The organism is Flavobacterium sp. (assembly GCF_046317795.1).
GTDB lineage: Bacteria > Bacteroidota > Bacteroidia > Flavobacteriales > Flavobacteriaceae > Flavobacterium.
Genome location: NZ_JBKCVI010000094.1, coordinates 1 through 21551 on the forward strand (window position 1 = coordinate 1; position 21551 = coordinate 21551).

Below are 21551 nucleotides of genomic sequence, written 5' to 3' on the forward strand. Positions count from 1 at the left end.
ACGACAAGAGAGCAATATTTTTGAAGGCGTATCATTAGGCACACACGTAATCCATGTTTGGGATACCGAAGGAGGCGATTACAGCTGTGAGGAACTCGTTATAGAAGACGTTCAAATCATCGATTACCCATATTATTTCACCCCAAATGGCGACGGATATAATGATACTTGGAATATAAAAGGTTTAGGTGGACAACCAAACGCCAAGATTTACATCTTTGACCGTCATGGAAAACTAATCAAACAACTCAGTTCCAAAGGACAAGGGTGGGATGGAACGTACAACGGCCAACAATTGCCATCAGATGATTATTGGTTTACTGTGGATTATCTCGAACAAAGCACGATGAAACAATTTAAAGCCCATTTTGCAATGAAGAGATAAACTTTGAATAGGCCTAAATAATTTGTAACTATTATTTAGGACTAGTCAAAATAATTACTTATGCATCTAAATCAACTTTAGTTTCATCAGCAATTTTTTTATAAGTTCCATTAACCAGTTTTTCACGAATAATCTCAAAAGCAGCTAATGTTTCATCTATATCAGCTAATGTATGAGATGCAGTAGGAATCATTCTTAACAATATAATTCCTTTTGGAATAACAGGATAAATAACAATAGAAAGGAAAATTCCATAATTCTCTCTCAAATCATTGACCATAACCATAGCTTCAGGAACGCTTCCTTCTAAATATACTGGCGTAACACATGTATTGGTATCGCCTATATTAAAGTTTCGAGCACGTAATCCATTTTGCAATGCGTCTACATTTTGCCAAAGTTTGTCTTTCAATCCTGGATTATCTCTTAATAATTGTAATCTTTTCAAAGCACCAACAGTTTGTATCATTGGCAATGCTTTGGCAAACATTTGAGAACGTAAATTATATTTCAAATAATCGATAATATCCTTATCAGCAGCAAGAAAAGCACCAATGCTCGCCATAGATTTTGCAAATGTCGAGAAATAAACATCAATTTCATCTTGAACACCTTGCTCTTCTCCAGCACCAGCGCCAGTTTTTCCTAGTGTGCCAAAACCGTGAGCATCGTCTACTAATAAGCGAAAATTGTATTTCTTTTTCATTTCCACAATTTCTTTCAATTTTCCTTGTTGGCCTCGCATTCCAAAAACACCTTCGGTGATGAAAAGAATTCCACCACCAGTTTCAGTTGCCATTTTGGTAGCACGTTGCAGGTTTTTCTCCATGCTTTCAACGTCATTATGACGATAGGTAAAACGTTTTCCCATGTGCAAACGAACACCATCAATAATACAAGCGTGCGCATCTACATCATACACTATAATATCATTTTTGGTAACCAAAGCATCAATACATGACATAATTCCTTGGTACCCAAAGTTCAATAAATAAGCTGATTCTTTTTGAACAAAAGCAGCCAATTCATTTTCTAATTGTTCGTGAGCATCAGTGTGACCACTCATCATTCTAGCACCCATTGGATATGCTGCACCATATTGAATCGCTGCTTCAGTATCTGCTTTTCGAACTTCGGGATGATTGGCAAGTCCTAAATAATCATTCAAACTCCAATTCAAAATATTTTTTCCTTGAAATTGCATTCTTGGTCCTAATTCTCCTTCTAATTTTGGAAAAACAAAATAACCTTCAGCTTGTGAAGCCCATTTTCCTAGTGGACCTTTATTGTTTTGTATTCTTTCGAATAAATCTTTTACCATAATTTTATATAGTTTTAAAACGGTGCAAAAATAGTAATAAAAATATTGAAATAAAAGATTATCAATTATGTTTTTGAAACTCAAACTACATTTATATTTGCTTACTAAAATTGTTAAATATGCAACTCGTATTCGCTTCAAATAATAAGAATAAAATCAAGGAAATTCAAATTTTGCTTCCTCCAATGTTTCAATTATTGAGTTTAGAGGACATAGGTTGCCTTGAAGAAATCCCTGAAACTGCCGATACTATTGAAGGTAATGCTATACTAAAAGCCAATTATGTAACCCAAAATTATGGCTACAATTGTTTTGCCGATGATACCGGTTTGGAAGTCGATGCTTTGAATGGAGAGCCCGGAGTTTTTTCGGCAAGATATGCTGGTGAGCAAAGAGATGCTAATGATAATATGGATAAATTATTGGCTAATCTTGAAGGTAAATCCAATAGAAATTCACAATTTAAAACGGTTATAGCATTAAATCTTGACGGAAAACAAAACCTTTTTACAGGAGTCATCAACGGAAAAATCATAGAAGAAAAAATAGGAACCAACGGTTTTGGTTACGACCCAATATTTATAGCTGATGGGTACTATAAAACCTTTGCTGAGTTAACTTTAGAAGAAAAATCAGTTATTAGCCATCGTGGTTTGGCTGTGAAGCAATTGGTTGATTTTTTAAAATAAAGATGGAAGATAGAAGTAGGAAGAAGGAAGTTTTTGTGTAAAATATTAACTTCTTTTCCTTGGTATCTCCCATCTTCCATTCTTCCATCTTCTGACCAAAACATAATTCGCTGATTATCAAAACCAAACAAATTAGTTTTTACGGTATATAAAACATACCTTTGCACCAAATTTTAAAATACAATATGAATAAATTTGAACAATTAGGTCTGAATGAATCGTTACTGCTGGCGATCAAAGATCTAGGATTTGAGAATCCGTCAGAAGTGCAAGAAAAAGCGATTCCAGTACTATTGGAACAAAACACAGACTTGGTAGCTTTAGCACAAACAGGTACAGGGAAAACGGCAGCTTTTGGTTTCCCGCTAATACAAAAAATTGATGCTGAAGATAGAAGTACGCAAGCGTTAATTTTATCACCAACGCGTGAGCTTTGCTTACAAATCACCAACGAAATTAAACAATACTCAAAATATGTAAAGGGTTTACATACAGTGGCAGTTTATGGTGGTGCCAGTATTACAGAACAAGCCCGAGAGATTAAACGTGGCGCACAAATTATTGTGGCAACGCCAGGACGAATGCAAGACATGATTAATCGTGGATTGGTAAACATCAAAAACATTAACTTCTGTATTCTTGATGAAGCCGATGAGATGTTGAATATGGGATTTTATGAAGACATTGTATCCATTTTGTCGGATACTCCAGATGAGAAAAACACTTGGTTATTCTCAGCAACAATGCCTGCAGAAGTAGCACGCATAGCTAAGAAATTTATGCACAATCCAGCAGAAGTTACTGTTGGAACTAAAAATTCAGGAACAGCAACAGTTTCACACGAATTTTACTGTGTGAATGCTCGTGATCGATACGAGGCATTGAAAAGATTGGCCGATGCTAATCCCGATATATTTTCAGTAGTTTTTTGTAGAACCAAAAGAGACACTCAAGCCGTCGCTGAAAAGTTAATTGAAGACGGCTACAATGCAGCAGCTTTGCATGGCGATTTATCACAAGCACAACGTGATGGTGTAATGAAATCGTTTAGAGGTCGTCAAATTCAAATGTTGGTTGCGACTGATGTTGCTGCTCGTGGAATTGACGTTGATAATATTACACACGTAGTAAACTATCAATTACCAGATGAAATTGAAACCTATACACACCGTTCAGGAAGAACCGGTAGAGCTGGGAAATTGGGAACTTCTATCGTAATCATCACCAAAAGTGAGTTGCGAAAAATTTCATCAATCGAAAGAATCATCCAACAAAAATTTCAAGAAAAAACGATTCCATCTGGAATGGAAATCTGTGAAATCCAATTGTTGCACTTAGCCAATAAAATTAAAGATACCGAAGTAGATCATGAGATAGACAACTATCTTCCAGCTATCAACGAAGTACTTGATGGTTTGTCGAAAGAAGAATTGATTAAGAAAATGGTTTCTGTGGAGTTCAATAGATTTATCAATTACTACAAAAAGAAACGTGATTTATCTGGTGAAAAAGGTGAAAGAAGTGAACGTAGTTCAGAACCAAGAGAAATTAGAGCTGGAGATCCTGTTCGTTATTTTGTAAACATTGGTTCAAGAGATGATTTTGATTGGATGCAATTAAAAGATTTCTTAAAAGATACATTAGACTTAGGTCGTGATGATGTGTTCAAAGTGGATGTCAAAGAAGGTTTCTCTTTCTTCAATACTGATGGAGAACATACTGATAAAGTGATGTCTGTTCTAAACTGATATGACATGAACGGACGAAGAATTAATGTTGAGATTTCTAAACACGACGGTGGAAGCAGAGAAAGACGTGACCATAACGGAAGAAGTGGTGGCGGAGAAAGAAGAAGCTCAGGCGGATTTGGAGGAAGAAGTTCAGCACCAAGAAGTGGTGGCGGAAGTTTCGGTACTAGAAAAGAAGGTGGATTCAGAAGCGACAGAGGATCTGCTCCAAGACGTGAAGGTGGTTTTTCATCAGACAGACCAGCTAGAGAAAGTGGATTTAGAAGCGATAGAAGTGCAGCTCCAAAAAGAGAACCAGGTTCTTTTCAAAGAGAAGAACGAGCACCCAGACGTTCAGGAGGAAGCGCTGATAAACCAGCAGGTCGTTCATTTGATGATGCTAAAGCAAAAAGACCAAGAAAAAGTTAACTATTTTAAATGTCAAAAATAAAAAATCCAAATAACAATAATTTGGCACTTTTAATAAACTCCAGTTTCTAAATGAAATCAGAGTTTTTTTTTCATTTTTTGAAGTTGACTTTTATTTGGAATTTGTGATTTAAAATTTGGAATTTCAACATTTTGTTAATTTTGTTCTAATTCTAAATACAAACTGTAAAATATCTTAAAAGAGTTTCATACTTTTAAACCATCAAAATTGGCTATGAGATATTTTACAGTTATTTACATTTTTATGCTTTCCCTAAGTGCATTTGCACAAGACAATCAAATTGCCCAAAAAGTTTCCGGAACTATTGTTAATGATAATAATTTACTGCCAATTGCGAATGCAAATGTCATCAATATTAACAAAGTAAAAGGTGTTGTTACCAATGCCAAAGGTTTTTTTGAACTCGAAGTTAGTGTCAGTGATACACTTCACATTTCAATTTTAGGATACCAATCTTTGAGAGTTAGGGTTACGAATGACTGGTTAAAAAACGGCACAGCAAAGATTTTTTTAACCGAAAAGGCCATTGCGCTTGAAGAAATTGTTGTTAAAAAATATGATTTAACAGGATATCTTGAAATTGATTCAAAACTAATTCCCGAAAAAGAAAATTTCAGATATAGTATATCTGGATTACCAGCAGCATACGAAGCTGGTGAAAGTTCGCCAAATGCTTTCACTCGCGTATTAGGTTCTATTTTTAATCCTGCCGATATGTTGTATAATTTCTTTGGCAATAAACCCACGGAGCTAAAAAGACTTAAGGCAATGAAGAAAGATGATACAGTGAGAAACCTTTTGGAATCTAAGTTTGATAGAGAGACCATCGCGGCACTTTTAGGTGTAGACAAAAAAGAAATTGCCGAAATTCTACAGCGTTGTAATTATTCCGAATCCTTTATTCAAACCGCCAACGATTTGCAAATCATGGATGCTATCAGCGAATGTTATGAGCAGTATAAGATATTGAAGAAAAATTAAAATTATTTTTCAGAATAATACCGTTCCTCAATTCTCTTAATGTCTTTAATGGTATTCTTTGCCCAAAGCAATCTTTTTTCCAATATTTCGTCTTCTGAAAGTTTCCAATTTACATTAGATTGACGTAGGCGAGTGGTAATGTCTTGAATAATTATCGCTGCCGAAACGGAAATATTCAAACTTTCCGTAAAACCTACCATAGGTATTTTCAAAAAACCATCGGCTTGTTCCATTACTTCTTGAGAAAGTCCTTCTTTTTCGGTGCCAAAAAATAAAGCACTTTTCTTGGTTACATCAAACTCGTGTAACAAACAAGAATCATTATGTGGAGTAGTAGCAATGATTTGATAACCTTTACTTTTTAGCGTTTGAATACAGTTTGATATGTTCTCAAATTTGTTAATATCCACCCATTTTTGAGCACCCATAGCGATTTACTTGTCAATATTTTTGCCAAAGTGTTGCTCCACAATATTGATTTCTTGTATCCCAAAAACTTCACAACTACGCATCACAGCACTGGTGTTATGAAACTGAAAAATATCTTCTACTGCAATGGTAAAATGATTCGTGCGATTGTCTAATACTTTTTGAAACCGTTCCTTTCTGTTGTTTGTTAAAAATTCTTCGAGATAGTTGAGATAATCGAAGTCAATCATAATTATTTTTAGTTTATCTATTCGCTTCAGATATCCAATGAAACTGTCTCTCTGCTAACTGGAAAGTCTTATCACTTTTAATTAGTTCATAGAATAAAGTGTCCTTTTTGAACACACCTTCTAACTGAAGTGTATTTTTATTAATAAATTTATATTTCATCTTAAATAAACTAACACTATCTGACATCCCTTCTTTAAAATGAATTATTTTTTTGGAATTATCAGTTTCATAAATAAAGTAAGCTCTCCCGTACCTATTCAAAAAGGTAGTATCGGCTGTTTTGATGCTTCCCATTTTTCCTTTATCAAATATAAAATCCTTCCATGCTAATGTATCATTAGCGTTGAAAGAAACGACTTTATTATTCTTTTTAAATTCTTTAATATTGTATACACCTTTTGGAATTACATTCGTATCAGATACATTTACTTGCCCGTACCAATCGATGCAATCGTATAGATTAAAACCAATGGTAAGAATTATAAAGACAACCTTTAGAACAATTCGAACTATTCTTTGCCATCTTTTAGTCAATGGATAATTATATTTAGTTGTTGGAACTGTTGGTTTATTAAATACAAAAAAATTAAGGTATTTTCTGCTGTCAATTGTTAATAAAAATAAGTAACAAATGACAATCTCCATAGAATATAACTTAACTGGAATATCATAACACATATTCATTACAAACACATTTATAAATACCCCAAGTCCAACAATTAACCCTAGTGGAATTGTTCTTCTGTACAGAAGTAACAGGCCAACAGTGACTTCCATAAAACCCGAAAAGAATTGGTAGGGTTGAGAATAGCCAATAAACATCCAACTAAATCGCATCGGTAGAAAATCGCCTAGAGGTGTCGCTAATTGACTTAAAGTTGGAAAAGGCATTTGCAACGCAAACAATTTGATAAAACCATATGTAAATGCTACCGAAGCTATGTAATACCGAATCAACGTTATTAGCCAATAGAAAATGGTAGGTGACTCCTTATTTTTTCTGCCCAAAAAGTTCCATAATAACGCAAAAACAAAGGATAAAATTATAATGGTATAAAACTCAGCCCAAGCATAGGAAGTATCTCCGCTTCCATAACCTTCGGTGTTGAGTGGATGCTTGACATGCAAAAACCAATCGTTAAAATTAAAAACTATCCATTGAAATCCTTTTGTGTAGAAATCAGTTACGTAACTTAATCCAGGAATAAAACTTAATAACAACCAAGGAGCGATTGTTAAGAAAAAATAAAGGAAGAAAAATTTAAAAAATGTATTTTTGATGTACTTCATAACTAATTGTTTTAGTAAAAATAGTAAAATGCAATAATATAGAAGAAAATTATTTAGATGAAAAAGAAATTAGTGGTTTTGACTGGTGCCGGAATTTCAGCCGAAAGCGGCATCAAAACCTTTCGCGATGCCGATGGTCTTTGGGAAGGACACAACGTTATGGATGTCGCTTCTCCCGATGGTTGGCAACGTAACAAGGAATTGATTTTGGATTTTTATAATCAAAGGCGAAGACAACTTCATGAAGTTAAACCCAATCTTGGTCATTATACTTTAGCAGATTTAGAAAGTGAATTTGATGTTCATATAATCACTCAAAATGTAGATAATTTACATGAACAAGCTGGAAGCTCGAAGGTGTTGCATTTGCACGGCGAATTGCTCAAGGTGAGAAGTACGGTTGATGAAACGTATATTTTAGAATGGAAAAGCGATTTAAATATTGGAGATTTTGATAAAAACGGGAATCAATTACGCCCACATATTGTTTGGTTTGGTGAAGCCGTTCCAGCATTAGATGAAGCTATAGCAATTACTCAAACTGCTGATTACTTAGTTATCATTGGTACTTCAATGCAAGTATATCCAGCGGCAGGATTATTACATTATACTAATAAAAATGTCCCCATATTATATATCGATCCAAAACCAGCCACCATTTATGATTTACAGAATTCGTTAGAAATTATCCCAATGAATGCTACCGAAGGTGTTCCTCTTTTAAAACAAAAGTTATTAGAATTGTTATAAAATGTTCAGGGTTTTATATATGGTTTTTTACTCAAAATTATTGAAAATATAAAATCATTAAAAAAAATACATTTTCTAAATTCATTTCTCCTATTTAATTATTCATTAAACAATTTCTTATATAATTTAATGTTCCATTACCAATGCAAATGATTTTTGATAAGCCAATAAATCTTGAAATCTCATATTTTATTTATAAAACTAATTAACTGAACACTATCCCGAAGCTTCGGGACTGAACACTGAACACTGAACACTATAATCAATCGTGTTTCCCATTATAATACAAATGCCATTTGCCTTGTACTTTCATCACTTGTTCGATGACATCACGAACAGCCCCTTTTCCTCCATTTTTATGAGAAATATATTTTGAAATCGCTTTAATCTCTGGGCTAGAATCTTGGGGACAAGTTGGTAACCCTACCAATTGCATGACGTGAAAATCGGGAATATCATCGCCCATATACAACACTTGTTCTGGTTTAATGTTATACAATTCGATGTATTCTTTAAACGTCGCCACTTTATCTGGAGAAGCCAAATGGATGTCTGTAATTCCCAAATTTCTCAACCGAATCCGAACTCCTTCATTATTGCCTCCCGAAATAATACAGACATTATAGCCACTTTCAAGAGCGGCTTTCATAGCAAATCCGTCGCGAATGTTCATGATGCGAAGCATTTCACCTGTAGCCGTAACATGAACCGAACTATCGGTTAAAACACCATCTACATCAAAAATAAATGTGGTGATGGTATTCATGAGTTCTTTATAACTTTTTTCCATTGTCTAAGATTGATTTGGTTAGTAATTTATAGATTTCTTTTTGGTTGTCATTGGTTAAAAATGATAAATGTGCCTTAATGGTTTGAGTATCATTTCGCTTTGCAGGTCCGGTTTGTGCTTGTGTTGGACTTAGGGTTTGTATCTTGTTGGCTGTTTCAGTAATTAGTGGCTTTAGAATGTCAAAGGACAAATCGTTTTCAAGACACAATTCATTACCTATTTGGTACAAATGATTGACAAAATTTGACACAAAAACAGCGGCAACATGCAATGCTTTTCGTTGTTCTGAATTGATGTTGTATGTTACATCTGATATTGATTTTGCAACTTTTTCCAAAATTTGATAGTCTTTTCTAGTTGTTGCTTCGAGGCAAATAGGAATTAATTTGAAATCAATTTCTTTGGAAACAGAAAAAGTTTGCAACGGATAAAATACTCCATGGCGATTTTTACTATTTAGTGCATCCATAGAAACGCTTCCCGAAGTGTGCACTACGAGTTGGTTTTTTAAAGTAATTTGAGCCGATACTATAGCTATAGCATCATCGGAAACCGCAATGATGATTAAATCAACCGCTTTTAGTAGGTTGTAATCGGAAATAATTTTATGATTTGGTACCAAAGAAAATAACAATTCTGGTTTTCTAGAAAAGACTTGAACCAACTCAATTTCAGTTGTTTTAGCAAACGCTTGAATGAGATGTTGTGCTACATTTCCAGAACCAATAATTGAAACTTGAATCATGGGGCTAAATTATTGAAAAAAAATTTCACTTTTTATTTTAAATAAAAGAAATACACAAGTCATAAAAAAGAATTAAAACCTAAAGTAAATGAGGTAGAATTCTATTTATTTCATTTATTTTTGTGCCACTTTTAAAAATACTATTCCTTACCCATGGAAAAGAAAATATACTCGATTTTATTCTCTACACGACTGATGGCGCTTTTGTTTATTGGTTTTGCTGTGGCGATGGCAGCAGGAACTTTTATTGAAAGCAAATACAATACAGACACTGCTCGGATTTTAGTTTATAATGCTTGGTGGTTTGAAGCTATTATGTTGTTTTTTGTAATCAATTTTATTGGAAATATCAAGCGATACCAATTGTACAAAAAAGAAAAATGGGTAACATTGTTAATGCATTTATCGTGGATTTTTATTATTGTAGGTGCTTTTATTACCCGATACATCAGCTACGAAGGCATGATGCCTATAAGAGAAAATACTTCATCTAATCAGGTTTTCTCGGATAAAAATTATTTAACCGTTTTTGTTGATGGCGATTATAAAGGCAAAATGATGCGACGCACGTTTGAAAAACCGTTGCTACTTTCACCAGTGACTAAAAATGATTTTTCTATTGCTGATAATTTTGCCGATATTCCTTTTGAAATTCAATACCAAAACTTTGTTTTAGATGCCAAAGAAACGATCAAAGAAACTCCCAATGGCGATGTCTATTTAAAACTAGTAGAATCGGGTGATGGTTCGCGACACGAACACATGCTAAAAGAAGGTGAAGTTCAAAACATTCACAATGTATTGTTTGCTTTGAACAAACCAACTAAAGGTGCAATTAACATCGATACTAAAACCAATACAATTTTGGCACCTTTTGACGGACAGTTTATGCGAATGGCAGATAAATTGCAAGGTAAAGTAGCTAAAGATTCAGTACAAGAATTAATGTATCGTTCGCTCTATAACCTTGGCGGTTCACAGTTTGTTATACCAGACCAACCCAAAAAAGGCGTAAAAACTTTTGTGCCTAGTGGTGATTTCAAAGCCAAAAATGGAGAAGATGCTATTACTTTAGCGATTGTATCAAATGATGAAAAAGAAATAGTAACATTGATTGGTTCCAAAGGAAAACAAGGCGATCCAAAGGTCGTTAAAGTGGGTAATTTAGAATTTACTCTAAGCTATGGTAGTAAAGTCTATACTTTGCCATTTAGTATTCAACTGAATGACTTTATTGCAGAGAAATATCCAGGAACCGAGAATAGTTATTCCTCCTATGAAAGTAAAGTTACAGTCAAAGATTCTACTGAAACGTTAGATGCGCGCATATACATGAACAATATTTTGGACCATAAGGGTTTTCGTTTCTTTCAAGCTTCTTTTGATCCAGATGAAAAAGGAACAGTGCTTTCGGTAAATCATGATTTTTGGGGAACAACAATAACTTATATTGGTTATTTTCTGCTCTTCTTTTGCATGATGGCGTTATTGTTTACCAAACATTCTCGTTTTGCTGATTTGAAGCGCAAACTAGAAAACGTGAAACGAAAAAAAGAAAAACTGCTAACAATAGTAGTGTTGTTTTGCTTCTTTACTGGTTTTTCCCAAAATCATCCCCACACGACTCCAAAAATGAATTATTTGGACTCTATTTTACATTATAAAGTCCCCAAAAAACAAGCCGAAGAGTTTGGAAGATTGGTTATTCAAGATGCTGGTGGACGAATGAAACCTATCAATACTTTTTCCTCTGAATTGTTGCGAAAAGTGAGTCACAGCAATGATTTTAACGGAATGAATCCCGACCAAGTTTTTCTGTCAATGAAACAATTCCCTTTTGCTTGGATAGAAGTTCCGTTGATTTATATTAAAACTGGCAACGACAGCATCCGAAAAATAATTGGTGCAGATAAAGGACAGAAACTCATCCCTTTCAAAAATTTTTTTGACGATAAAGGCAATTACAAATTGTCTCCTTATTTAGAAGAGGCATATAAAACCGCCAACCCAAACCAATTTGAAAAAGATTTTGTTGAAACGGACAAGAAAGTGAATTTGATGAACAGTGCATTGTTTGGAAGTATTCTCAAAATTTATCCTGTTCCAAATGATAAAAACAACAAATGGCTTTCTAATGTAGAACTTAGTCATGCTACTGGAACGGCTTTGGATACTATAAAAACTGCTTTTCCATACTACTTAGAGTCATTGATGATTGGTTCAAAAACAAAAGACTATACGATGGCAAACACCATGCGCAATGGTATAGAAACCTATCAAAAGAAATTTGGTAAAGCAGTGCGACCATCGGATAAAAAAATTGATTATGAGATTCTTTACAATAAATATGATGTTTTTCAGAAGTTGCCCTATTGGTATTTAACCATTGCCGCTTTGATGATGTTGTTTACCATTATTCAAATTTTTAAAGAGAAAAAATGGCTGTCAGTCACTGTAAATGTATTGCATGTAATTGTAGGATTACTATTTGCAACACATACATTAGGGTTAATTGCTCGTTGGTACATTTCTGGGCATGCACCATGGAGTAATGCCTATGAAGCAATAGTTTATGTTTCATGGGCAACCATGTTCTTCGGATTGGCATTTGACAGAAAATCTAAATTGACAGTAGCATCAGCTGCATTTGTAACTGCTATGATTTTAACTGCTGCTTATGCCAACTGGATTGACCCAGAAATAGCAAATTTACAACCAGTATTGAATTCCTATTGGTTGATGATACACGTAGCAGTTATTGTGGCAAGTTATGGACCATTTGCTTTGGGAATGATATTAGGGTTTGTGTCTTTAGTATTGATTTTCTTTACTAATGAAAAGAACAAAGCCAAAATGGAATTGAACATAAAAGAAATCACTTATATCAACGAAATGGCATTAACTGTTGGTTTAGTGATGCTAACCATTGGAAACTTCTTGGGTGGACAATGGGCAAATGAGAGTTGGGGAAGGTATTGGGGTTGGGATCCAAAAGAAACTTGGGCATTAATTAGTATTATGGTATATGCCTTTGTTATTCATGCACGTTTTGTTCCTTCATTGCGAAATGCTTGGATTTTTAATCTAATGGCGATGTATGCTTTCGTATCTATTTTGTTTACTTATTATGGCGTAAATTTTCATTTAGTAGGGTTGCATTCCTATGCCAGTGGAGAAGCAAAATCGTTAAGTTGGATTTGGATGACTTTGGGTGGAATGAGTTTTATAGGGGCAATATCCTATCCAATGTATTATAAATATTATAAAAAATAATTAAGTTTAAACCACTAATAAAATACTCTAAATAAAGCTTTAATATGCTAATAATATTCGTAATTTTGATAAAAAATTTATATAATGAAAAAACTTGCTACTCTCACTTTTGGTTTAATATTGCTTTGGAGTTGCCAAAATAATGCACAATCCAGCACAGCTACTGCCATCACTAATTATAATGAAAACATGAACACAGAAACAAAAGTTGAAACTATTTACCAGTTTAGGGTAAAGGATTTATATGGTAAAGAATTTGATTTTGCTTCACTAAAAGGGAAGAAAATATTAGTTGTCAATACCGCTTCAGAATGTGGATTAACGCCACAGTACAAAGATTTGGAAGCTATTTATGAAAAATACAAAGACAAGAATTTTGTAATTGTTGGTTTTCCTGCCAATAATTTTGGGTCTCAAGAACCAGGTAGTAATGAAGAGATTGCTAAATTTTGTAAAAGCAATTATGGTGTAACCTTCCCCATGATGAGTAAAGTATCGGTAAAAGGGAAAGACATGACTGAAATCTACCAATTCTTAACACAAAAAGGTAAAAATGGTTTACAAGACAGCGAAGTAGAATGGAATTTTCAAAAATATCTTATCAATGAAGAAGGTCAATTGGTAAAAGTATTATCCCCACGCGTATTACCAACCGATGATGAAATAGTAGGTTGGATAAATGGAAAATAATTTTCAATGTCTTAATACCAAAACCTGATGGAGCAATTCATCAGGTTTTTTATTTTATTTTACCGACGAACGTCACTGCCATAGTGATTTAAAGAGTTTTTTATCCTTTCAACGATTTTATTAGAGTTACTATACTAATGTGTTTATTTTTGAATTCAATACTTCGATAGCACAACACATTAGTAAGATGAAAGACATATTTAACCCTTTGTATAGACAAGAATACCTTGATGGTTATTCTAGCGGTTTAAACCCTCATATAAATATTCTTGACAATAAAAATGAAGCTTTCATAATGGGTTTCAATCAAGGTCGTTCAAATTATGAAGGAATGAATGGAAAAGTAGTATATGGTATTCCGCAACTTATAGTAACTAACAAAGTTTTAGAAGATTTTCTTTTGGCAGGAATGCTAGGAATGAGTATCAATGCAGATGGCTACAACGCCTTTCAAATAGATGTCATACAAAAATGGTATCAAAGTGGAGTAGAGAAATATGATGCCAATCAAAGTGCTTATCTTTTAAGTATTTTAGAAGAAAATAGCATCGAATTGATTTAATTATCCTGATTCTTATATAAGAAACCTGATGAAGTAATTGGTTAGTTTTTTTTAATTATTCCAATAACAACTGCATAATTACCGAATGCAGCCATCGATCAAATTTATATCCAGATTCCTTTATAATTCCAACGGTTGCAAACCCAAACCGTTCGTGAAAAACAACACTACTTTGGTTTTCGGAGTCAATAACAGCAACCATAGTGTGCAATTTTTGCTTTTTTGCTAAAGATATCAATTCGGATAAAAGCTGCTTACCAATACCTTTACCATAATAATCATTAGAAACGTAAAGCGAATGTTCCACTGTAAAACGATAAGCTTCACGAAAACGAAACTCGCTGTAATAACCAAACCCAACAATACGATTATCCATAGTTGCTACAATAATTGGAAAACCTTTTTTTAGTTTATCCTCAAAAATGGCTTGTTGTTGTTCCAATGTCCTGGGATGGTAATCATAGAGTGCCGTTGAGTTTAGAATATTAAAATTTATAATTTCCACAATGGCTTGTAAATCTTCGGTTTTATAGGGTCTGATTGTTGTTTTTTCCATTTCACAATTAAAAAGTTAAATGTAAAAAAAACTTTGAACCTTTGTATCTTTGTTATCTTGAAAGTTTATAATAAATGATTTACCCTAAAATACCTTTGGCACAAAGCATCATTGAGATTTGTAATGCCAAAGGAGTTCACGATATTATTATTTCACCCGGTTCTAGAAATGCGCCGCTGACTATTGGGTTTACTAACAATCCAAAATTTAGATGTTACAGCATTGCAGACGAACGTTGTGCGGCCTTTTTTGCATTAGGTATTGCACAACAAACTCAAAAACCAGTGGCTGTAGTGTGTACTTCGGGTTCGGCATTGCTCAATTATTATCCTGCATTGGCAGAAGCATTTTACAGTCAAATTCCGTTTATTGTAATTTCTGCCGACAGACCTACTGATAAAATAGATATTGGCGATGGGCAAACCATTCGCCAGGAAAATGTTTTTTTGAATCATTCTTTATACAACGCTAACCTTACAGAAGCTGCCACTAAAGAAAACGATGTTAGCATTAATGAAGCTATTAATGTGGCTATTGCCCAAAAAGGACCAGTGCATATCAATGTTCCGTTTGAAGAACCATTGTATGAAACTACAAAAAAACTATCAGTTGATTGCAATATTTATGATACATTTAAAATTAACAATTTTGTTAGCCAAGATGATATTGCTTCTTTTTCTAACTTATGGAATCAAAGCGATAAGATTTTAATTTTAGTAGGCGAATGCACTCCAAATTCAGTAGAACAAAAATGGATAGATTTGTTAGCTACATTTCCATCCGTAGTGGTATTAACAGAAACTATATCCAATTTGCATCATCCTTCACTTATCAATACTATTGATACTTTGATAACACCATTTGGCTCAAAGGAATTTACAGAATTACAACCTCAAATTCTAATTACTTTTGGTGGTATGATTGTGTCTAAAAGAGTAAAGTCATTTTTAAGGAAATACAAACCAAATCATCATTGGCATATTGATGAATTGAGAGCTTACGATACGTTTGGCACTTTGACCAAACATTTAATTGCACATCCCAATCAGTTTTTTAAACAATTTTTACCCTTTGTAAATCATGTAAAAGGCAATTATAAAGCCACTTTTGAAGCAATTCATCAACAAAGAAAAATTAAACACCAAGAGTATCTTTCTAAAATTAAATTCTCTGATTTAAAAGCTTTTGAATGTATATTATCTAATTTGCCAAATCATATTCAGTTGCAAATTAGTAACAGTTCTCCCATACGCTATGCTCAGTTATTTTCAATTGATACTACTATAGAAGTGTTTTGCAATCGTGGTACAAGCGGCATAGATGGCAGTACATCCACCGCAATTGGTGCAGCTGTTGGTAGTAAAAAACCAACGGTTCTAATTACTGGCGATGTTGGTTTTTTGTATGATAGTAATGCATTGTGGAATAATTATATTCCTAAAAATTTTAAAATTATTTTGATTAATAATGGAGGAGGAGGCATATTCCGAATATTACCAGGGCATGAAGAAACAGAAACTTTCAATACGTTCTTTGAAACTTCTCATTGTTTGACTGCCGAGCATTTAGCCAAAATGTACCAATTCGATTATATATCATCTAGCGATGAAACCTCTTTATCAAACAGTTTGAAACAATTGTTCAAAAACAACGACAAACCAACAATATTAGAAGTTTTTACACCAACGAGAGAAAACAATAAACTGTTATTGAACTATTTTGAAGCTTTGGTCTAAATTTATATCTTTACTAAATGAGCCAAACTAATAAACTAAAAATATTCAACGATCCCATTTATGGGTTTATTACCATTCCCAATTCGTTGGTGTATGATTTAATTCAGCATCCTTATTTTCAAAGGTTACGTCGTATTTCTCAAATGGGTTTGTCCTATTTGGTGTATCCGGGTGCTCATCATACTCGTTTTCAACATGCACTTGGCGCCATGCACATGATGCAGCAAGCGGTGGAAGTACTTCGTTTTAAAGGTGTTTCCATTTCTAAAGAAGAAGAAAATGCATTGTATGTTGCCATATTGTTACACGATATTGGTCATGGGCCTTTTTCGCATGCTATGGAACATAGTATAGTGGAAGAAGTAAATCACGAAGCCATTTCGTTGTTGTTTATGGACAAACTGAATGAAGAATTTGATGGACAATTGAGTTTGGCAATCCAAGTTTTTAAAGGCGAATATCATAGAAAGTTTATGTTGCAGTTGATTTCAAGTCAGCTCGATATGGATAGAATGGATTATTTAAAGCGTGATAGTTTTTATTCGGGCGTTGCGGAAGGAAATATCAATTCGGACCGACTAATTCAGATGATGAATGTAGAAAATGATGTGTTGGTGATGGAAGAAAAAGCCATTTACTCGATAGAAAAATTCTTAATGGCTCGACGTTTAATGTATTGGCAAGCGTATTTACACAAAACCAGTTTGGTTGCTGAATTAACTTTGACAAAAACCTTGCAAAGAGCCAAAGAGTTGTTGCAAAAAGGGATTTCAGTAGAATGCAGTCGACCATTAAAGTATTTTATGGAGCATAAAGTAACACTCGATAGTTTCTCCAATGATGATTTAGATACCTTTGCTCAACTAGATGATTTTGATATTATTAGCGCTTTGAAAGAATGGCAATATCACGATGATTTTATTTTGAGTAGTTTAAGCAAAATGATTATCAACAGAGATTTATCCAAGATAAAACTCAACAGCGAAAAATTTCCTGTAGAAGTGTTACAAGAAATGTCAACTCGTTTTGCCAAAGAGCATAATATCAGCTTACAAGATGCCAAGTATTTTATTTTTAAAGGAAAAATCAAAAACCAAGCTTATAGTATAGAATCCGAACCGATTAGAATATTTAAGAAAGACCGAACAATTGAAGATGTAGTGGAAGCATCGGATCAATTGAATTTAAAAGCTTTATCAAAACCAGTAACCAAGTATTTTATCTGTTTTCCAAAAGTCCTTTCAGAAAAATAGGTAATAAAATCGTTTTTTTATATTTTTGTGGCAATGAAATTTACAGCAGCTCAAATAGCGGGAATTCTTGAAGGCGAGGTTGTAGGCAATCCTGATGCCGAAGTATTCAAATTAGCCAAAATAGAAGAGGGAACCAAAGGTTCGCTGACATTCTTATCAAACCCAAAATATCTTAATTTCATTTATTCAACAGAAGCTACCATCACCATTGTAAATAGAAGTTTTGAACCAGAACAAGCCATCACTACTACTTTAATCAAAGTTGAAGATGCTTATCAATCATTTTCAAAACTTCTTGAATATTACAATCAAGTAAAGTTAATGAAATCAGGTGTTGAACAACCGTCTGTTATTTCTGAAAATGTTTCTTATGGAGATAACTTGTATTTGGGAAGTTTCTGTTACCTTGGTAAGAATGTAGTTATAGGTAATAATGTAAAAATTTATCCTAATACATTTGTTGGCGATAATGTTAGTATTGGCGATAATACTATTCTATTTGCTGGTGTGAGAATATATTCTGAAACAATAATTGGTGCCAATTGTACGCTACATTCGGGTTGTATTATTGGTTCTGATGGATTTGGATTTGCGCCAACGGAGGAAGGAACTTTTAACAAAATACCTCAAATAGGAAATGTTATAATCGAAGATAATGTTGACATTGGTTCATGTACTACTATTGACAGAGCTACATTAGGTTCTACTATAATCAAAAAAGGGGTGAAGTTGGATAATCAAATTCAAATAGCACACAATGTAGAAATAGGAGAAAATTCGGTTATTGCTGCACAAACAGGAGTTGCTGGCTCGACTAAAATTGGTCACAATTGCATGATTGGCGGACAAGTGGGAATTGCTGGTCATTTAACAATTGGAAATAATGTTAGAATCCAAGCGCAATCAGGTATAGGCAAAAATTTAGCAGATGGTGAAACTGTGCAAGGTTCACCCGCGTTTAATTATGGAGACTTTAGTAAAGCGTATGTCCATTTCCGAAATTTACCGAAAATTGTTTCCGATATGGAAGACTTAAAAAAAAATAATTTATAAATTAAAATTTAAATTGTAATGGTTAAACAAAAAACCATCCAAAAAGAGATTTCATTGTTAGGAGTTGGATTGCACACTGGAAATGAAGTTACAATGACTTTTAAACCAGCACCTATAAACAATGGATTTTCTTTTGTAAGAGTTGATCTTGAAGGAAATCCTGTAATTGAAGCCGATGCCAACTATGTGGTCAATACACAAAGAGGAACAAATCTAGAAAAATTGGGTGTTAAAATTCAAACACCTGAGCATGTTTTAGCCGCTTTAATTGGTTGTGATCTTGATAACGTAATTATTGAACTCGATGCTTCTGAATTACCAATACTCGATGGTTCCTCAAAGTTTTTTGTTGAAGCTCTAGAAAAAGCTGGTGTTGTTGATCAAGATGCTGAACGATATTATTATGTTGTGAAGGAAGTTATTTCTTTTGCTGATGAAGCAACAGGTAGTGAAATTATTTTAATGCCAGCCGATGATTATCAAGTTACCACTATGGTTGATTTTGGAACTAAAGTTTTAGGCACACAAAATGCTTCTTTAAAAAACATAGCAGATTTTAAAACTGAAATTGCTGATGCAAGAACGTTTAGTTTTCTTCATGAATTGGAAACCTTATTGGATAACGGATTAATCAAAGGTGGTGATTTGAATAACGCCATAGTATATGTTGATAAAGAGATTTCACCAAAAACTATTGAAAACCTTAAAGTGGCATTTGGAAAAGACTCCATTTCTGTTAAACCAAATGGAATACTTGATAATTTAACCTTACATTATCCAAACGAAGCAGCACGTCATAAATTATTAGACGTTATCGGTGATTTAGCGCTAGTAGGAACTCGCATCAAAGGAAAAGTTATTGCAAATAAACCTGGACATTTTGTTAATACACAGTTTGCAAAAAAATTGTCAAAAATGATAAAAATCGAACAACGCAATCAAGTTCCGGTATATGATTTAAATCTAGAACCATTAATGGATATTCATAAAATCATGAGTATCTTGCCTCATCGTCCACCTTTCTTATTTATTGACCGTATTATTGAAATGTCAGACAATCATGTGGTTGGTATGAAAAATGTAACCATGAACGAAAGTTTCTTTGTAGGTCATTTTCCAGAAGCACCAGTGATGCCCGGAGTTATCATAGTTGAAGCAATGGCACAAACTGGCGGAATACTAGTTTTGAGTACCGTTCCTGACCCAGAAAATTACTTGACATTTTTTATGAAAATTGATAATGTAAAGTTCAAGCAAAAAGTACTTCCTGGTGATACTTTAATTTTCAAATGTGAATTGATAACCCCTATTAGAAGAGGAATTTGTCATATGCTGGCAAAAGCGTATGCCAACGGAAAGTTGGTAGCAGAAGCCGAACTAATGGCACAAATAGCAAAAAAACAATAACAAAAAGTTTATAGTTTTTAGTTTATCGTTGAAAAACCATAAACAACAAACAACAAACCATAAACAAATTAATTATGAATCAACCTTTAGCATATGTACATCCGGGCGCAAAAATCGCCAAAAATGTCGTTATAGAACCTTTTACTACAATCCATAATAATGTTGTTATTGGCGATGGTACTTGGATTGGCTCTAATGTGACCATCATGGAAGGTGCACGTATTGGAAAAAATTGTAACATTTTTCCGGGAGCAGTTATTTCTGCTGTGCCTCAAGATTTAAAATTTGGAGGTGAAGAGTCACTTGCTGTAATAGGTGATAATGTAACTGTAAGAGAATGTGTTACCATCAACCGAGGTACAATTGCTTCTGGGCAAACCAAAATTGGTAACAATTGCTTAATCATGGCAACAGCTCACATTGCTCATGATTGTCATATAGGTGATAGTGCCATTATTGTAAATGGTGTAGCTTTGGCCGGACATGTTATTGTTGGAAATTATGCTATCATTGGTGGTTTAGCCGCAATTCATCAGTTTATCCATATTGGTGATCATGCCATGGTTTCTGGAGGTTCATTGGTTCGTAAAGATGTTCCACCATATACTAAGGCAGCTAAAGAACCACTTTCTTATGTTGGTATTAATTCTGTTGGATTAAGAAGAAGAGGATTTTCTTCAGAAAAAATTAGAGAAATACAAGATATTTACAGAATTCTGTATCAAAAAAATTACAATACTTCACAGGCAATGGGAATCATTGAAGGCGAAATGGCAGTCTCGCCAGAAAGAGATGAAATTCTTGATTTTATTAGAAACTCATCAAGAGGAATTATGAAAGGATACTCGGGTTCGTATTAAATGTTTAAAGTTGTTTAAAGTTTAAGAGTTTAATATTGTTTGGGCTGATTTTTTTAAACAACATTAAACAACATTAAACAACGTTAAACAACATTAAACAACTTTAAACAATTTTAAACTATAATAAACAACAATAAAATGGCATCTACATCAGATATTAGAAACGGATTATGCATTAAGTTCAATCACGATATTTATAAAATAATCGAATTCCTTCACGTAAAACCAGGCAAAGGACCAGCTTTCGTGAGAACCAAATTAAAGAGTTTAACCAATGGAAAAGTATTAGACAATACATTTTCTGCTGGACATAAAATTGATACGGTTAGAGTAGAAACTCAGAATTTCCAATACTTATATGCTGAGGGTAAT

The 21551-nt window shown here is 33.7% G+C and carries 17 protein-coding genes and 3 pseudogenes; 14 read left to right on the forward strand and 6 right to left on the reverse strand.

Annotation, left to right across the window (positions count from 1 at the left end; translation table 11 throughout):
* Positions 1–385, forward strand: a 385-nt coding sequence (locus ACK5ON_RS05605) for a T9SS type B sorting domain-containing protein (protein ID WP_409820692.1), incomplete at its 5' end; no start/stop codon positions are given.
* Between the two features lie 58 nt (positions 386–443).
* Here the strand turns inward: ACK5ON_RS05605 and ACK5ON_RS05610 are convergent.
* Positions 444–1706 carry an aminotransferase class I/II-fold pyridoxal phosphate-dependent enzyme gene (locus tag ACK5ON_RS05610; RefSeq protein WP_396176298.1) on the reverse strand — a complete coding sequence of 421 codons (1263 nt, stop codon included), beginning with the start codon at positions 1704–1706 and terminating at the stop codon, positions 444–446.
* A gap of 119 nt (positions 1707–1825) precedes the next feature.
* On the opposite strand from ACK5ON_RS05610, the gene ACK5ON_RS05615 reads away from it, so the two are divergent.
* From ACK5ON_RS05615 to ACK5ON_RS05625, 3 genes and pseudogenes are all read left to right on the forward strand, one after another.
* Complete coding sequence (locus ACK5ON_RS05615; RefSeq protein ID WP_409820694.1) at positions 1826–2395, forward strand: non-canonical purine NTP diphosphatase; 570 nt, start codon at positions 1826–1828, stop codon at positions 2393–2395.
* Positions 2396–2580: 185 nt separating this feature from the next.
* Positions 2581–4551 (forward strand): annotated as a pseudogene (locus tag ACK5ON_RS05620) (DEAD/DEAH box helicase).
* 235 nt (positions 4552–4786) lie between these two features.
* Complete coding sequence (locus ACK5ON_RS05625) at positions 4787–5554, forward strand: carboxypeptidase-like regulatory domain-containing protein (RefSeq protein ID WP_396176304.1); 768 nt, start codon at positions 4787–4789, stop codon at positions 5552–5554.
* Between the two features lie 2 nt (positions 5555–5556).
* Here the strand turns inward: ACK5ON_RS05625 and ACK5ON_RS05630 are convergent.
* Positions 5557–6213, reverse strand: a pseudogene (locus ACK5ON_RS05630) (TrmH family RNA methyltransferase).
* Positions 6214–6226: 13 nt separating this feature from the next.
* On the reverse strand, positions 6227–7504 hold the full coding sequence (locus ACK5ON_RS05635; RefSeq protein WP_409820696.1) for a hypothetical protein: 1278 nt from the start codon (positions 7502–7504) through the stop codon (positions 6227–6229).
* Positions 7505–7561: 57 nt separating this feature from the next.
* Here ACK5ON_RS05635 and ACK5ON_RS05640 point away from each other — a divergent pair, with 57 nt between their 5' ends.
* Positions 7562–8254 (forward strand): SIR2 family NAD-dependent protein deacylase, encoded by a 693-nt coding sequence (locus ACK5ON_RS05640; protein WP_409820699.1) that lies wholly within the window; start codon positions 7562–7564, stop codon positions 8252–8254.
* 262 nt (positions 8255–8516) lie between these two features.
* Here ACK5ON_RS05640 and ACK5ON_RS05645 read toward each other — a convergent pair whose 3' ends face one another.
* Both ACK5ON_RS05645 and ACK5ON_RS05650 read right to left on the reverse strand, forming a co-directional pair.
* Positions 8517–9044: a KdsC family phosphatase gene (locus ACK5ON_RS05645; RefSeq protein WP_409820702.1), complete on the reverse strand. Its 528-nt coding sequence runs from the start codon at positions 9042–9044 to the stop codon at positions 8517–8519.
* Positions 9028–9789, reverse strand: a complete 762-nt coding sequence (locus ACK5ON_RS05650) for a Rossmann-like and DUF2520 domain-containing protein (protein ID WP_409820704.1) — start codon at positions 9787–9789, stop codon at positions 9028–9030. The genes ACK5ON_RS05645 and ACK5ON_RS05650 overlap by 17 nt, the downstream gene beginning before the upstream one ends.
* 153 nt (positions 9790–9942) lie before the next feature.
* Here ACK5ON_RS05650 and ccsA point away from each other — a divergent pair, with 153 nt between their 5' ends.
* The 3 genes from ccsA (at position 9943) to ACK5ON_RS05665 (ending at position 14314) form a co-directional block, all read left to right on the forward strand.
* A complete protein-coding gene (gene ccsA / locus ACK5ON_RS05655; RefSeq protein WP_409820707.1) occupies positions 9943–13062 on the forward strand; it encodes a cytochrome c biogenesis protein CcsA in 3120 nt (1039 codons plus the stop codon).
* Positions 13063–13146: 84 nt separating this feature from the next.
* Positions 13147–13752, forward strand: a complete 606-nt coding sequence (locus ACK5ON_RS05660; RefSeq protein WP_409820710.1) for a glutathione peroxidase — start codon at positions 13147–13149, stop codon at positions 13750–13752.
* A gap of 187 nt (positions 13753–13939) precedes the next feature.
* Positions 13940–14314 (forward strand): hypothetical protein, encoded by a 375-nt coding sequence (locus ACK5ON_RS05665; protein ID WP_409820714.1) that lies wholly within the window; start codon positions 13940–13942, stop codon positions 14312–14314.
* A gap of 55 nt (positions 14315–14369) precedes the next feature.
* Here ACK5ON_RS05665 and ACK5ON_RS05670 read toward each other — a convergent pair whose 3' ends face one another.
* Entirely contained in the window at positions 14370–14870 is a 501-nt protein-coding gene (locus ACK5ON_RS05670) for an N-acetyltransferase family protein (protein WP_409820716.1), read from the reverse strand.
* A 74-nt stretch (positions 14871–14944) separates the two neighbouring features.
* Between ACK5ON_RS05670 and menD the strand changes: the two genes are divergently transcribed.
* From menD to ACK5ON_RS05700, 6 genes and pseudogenes are all read left to right on the forward strand, one after another.
* Positions 14945–16606: a 2-succinyl-5-enolpyruvyl-6-hydroxy-3-cyclohexene-1-carboxylic-acid synthase gene (gene menD, locus ACK5ON_RS05675; protein WP_409820718.1), complete on the forward strand. Its 1662-nt coding sequence runs from the start codon at positions 14945–14947 to the stop codon at positions 16604–16606.
* Between the two features lie 17 nt (positions 16607–16623).
* Positions 16624–17859 carry an HD domain-containing protein gene (locus tag ACK5ON_RS05680; RefSeq protein ID WP_409820720.1) on the forward strand — a complete coding sequence of 412 codons (1236 nt, stop codon included), beginning with the start codon at positions 16624–16626 and terminating at the stop codon, positions 17857–17859.
* Between the two features lie 33 nt (positions 17860–17892).
* Complete coding sequence (gene lpxD, locus ACK5ON_RS05685) at positions 17893–18912, forward strand: UDP-3-O-(3-hydroxymyristoyl)glucosamine N-acyltransferase (RefSeq protein ID WP_396174581.1); 1020 nt, start codon at positions 17893–17895, stop codon at positions 18910–18912.
* A gap of 18 nt (positions 18913–18930) precedes the next feature.
* Complete coding sequence (locus tag ACK5ON_RS05690) at positions 18931–20319, forward strand: bifunctional UDP-3-O-[3-hydroxymyristoyl] N-acetylglucosamine deacetylase/3-hydroxyacyl-ACP dehydratase (RefSeq protein ID WP_396174579.1); 1389 nt, start codon at positions 18931–18933, stop codon at positions 20317–20319.
* Between the two features lie 74 nt (positions 20320–20393).
* Complete coding sequence (lpxA, locus tag ACK5ON_RS05695) at positions 20394–21179, forward strand: acyl-ACP--UDP-N-acetylglucosamine O-acyltransferase (RefSeq protein WP_409820722.1); 786 nt, start codon at positions 20394–20396, stop codon at positions 21177–21179.
* A gap of 138 nt (positions 21180–21317) precedes the next feature.
* Positions 21318–21551 (forward strand): annotated as a pseudogene (locus ACK5ON_RS05700) (elongation factor P); the annotation flags it as partial.

Excerpts from the sequence above, each read along its gene's own strand:
- ACK5ON_RS05610 (WP_396176298.1), bottom strand. The coding sequence starts at position 1,706 with ATGGTAAAAGATTTATTCGAAAGAATACAAAACAATAAAGGTCCACTA.
- ACK5ON_RS05615 (WP_409820694.1), top strand. The coding sequence starts at position 1,826 with ATGCAACTCGTATTCGCTTCAAATAATAAGAATAAAATCAAGGAAATT.
- ACK5ON_RS05625 (WP_396176304.1), top strand. The coding sequence starts at position 4,787 with ATGAGATATTTTACAGTTATTTACATTTTTATGCTTTCCCTAAGTGCA.
- ACK5ON_RS05635 (WP_409820696.1), bottom strand. The coding sequence starts at position 7,504 with ATGAAGTACATCAAAAATACATTTTTTAAATTTTTCTTCCTTTATTTT.
- ACK5ON_RS05640 (WP_409820699.1), top strand. The coding sequence starts at position 7,562 with ATGAAAAAGAAATTAGTGGTTTTGACTGGTGCCGGAATTTCAGCCGAA.
- ACK5ON_RS05645 (WP_409820702.1), bottom strand. The coding sequence starts at position 9,044 with ATGGAAAAAAGTTATAAAGAACTCATGAATACCATCACCACATTTATT.
- ACK5ON_RS05650 (WP_409820704.1), bottom strand. The coding sequence starts at position 9,789 with ATGATTCAAGTTTCAATTATTGGTTCTGGAAATGTAGCACAACATCTC.
- ccsA (WP_409820707.1), top strand. The coding sequence starts at position 9,943 with ATGGAAAAGAAAATATACTCGATTTTATTCTCTACACGACTGATGGCG.
- ACK5ON_RS05660 (WP_409820710.1), top strand. The coding sequence starts at position 13,147 with ATGAAAAAACTTGCTACTCTCACTTTTGGTTTAATATTGCTTTGGAGT.
- ACK5ON_RS05665 (WP_409820714.1), top strand. The coding sequence starts at position 13,940 with ATGAAAGACATATTTAACCCTTTGTATAGACAAGAATACCTTGATGGT.
- ACK5ON_RS05670 (WP_409820716.1), bottom strand. The coding sequence starts at position 14,870 with ATGGAAAAAACAACAATCAGACCCTATAAAACCGAAGATTTACAAGCC.
- menD (WP_409820718.1), top strand. The coding sequence starts at position 14,945 with ATGATTTACCCTAAAATACCTTTGGCACAAAGCATCATTGAGATTTGT.
- ACK5ON_RS05680 (WP_409820720.1), top strand. The coding sequence starts at position 16,624 with ATGAGCCAAACTAATAAACTAAAAATATTCAACGATCCCATTTATGGG.
- lpxD (WP_396174581.1), top strand. The coding sequence starts at position 17,893 with ATGAAATTTACAGCAGCTCAAATAGCGGGAATTCTTGAAGGCGAGGTT.
- ACK5ON_RS05690 (WP_396174579.1), top strand. The coding sequence starts at position 18,931 with ATGGTTAAACAAAAAACCATCCAAAAAGAGATTTCATTGTTAGGAGTT.
- lpxA (WP_409820722.1), top strand. The coding sequence starts at position 20,394 with ATGAATCAACCTTTAGCATATGTACATCCGGGCGCAAAAATCGCCAAA.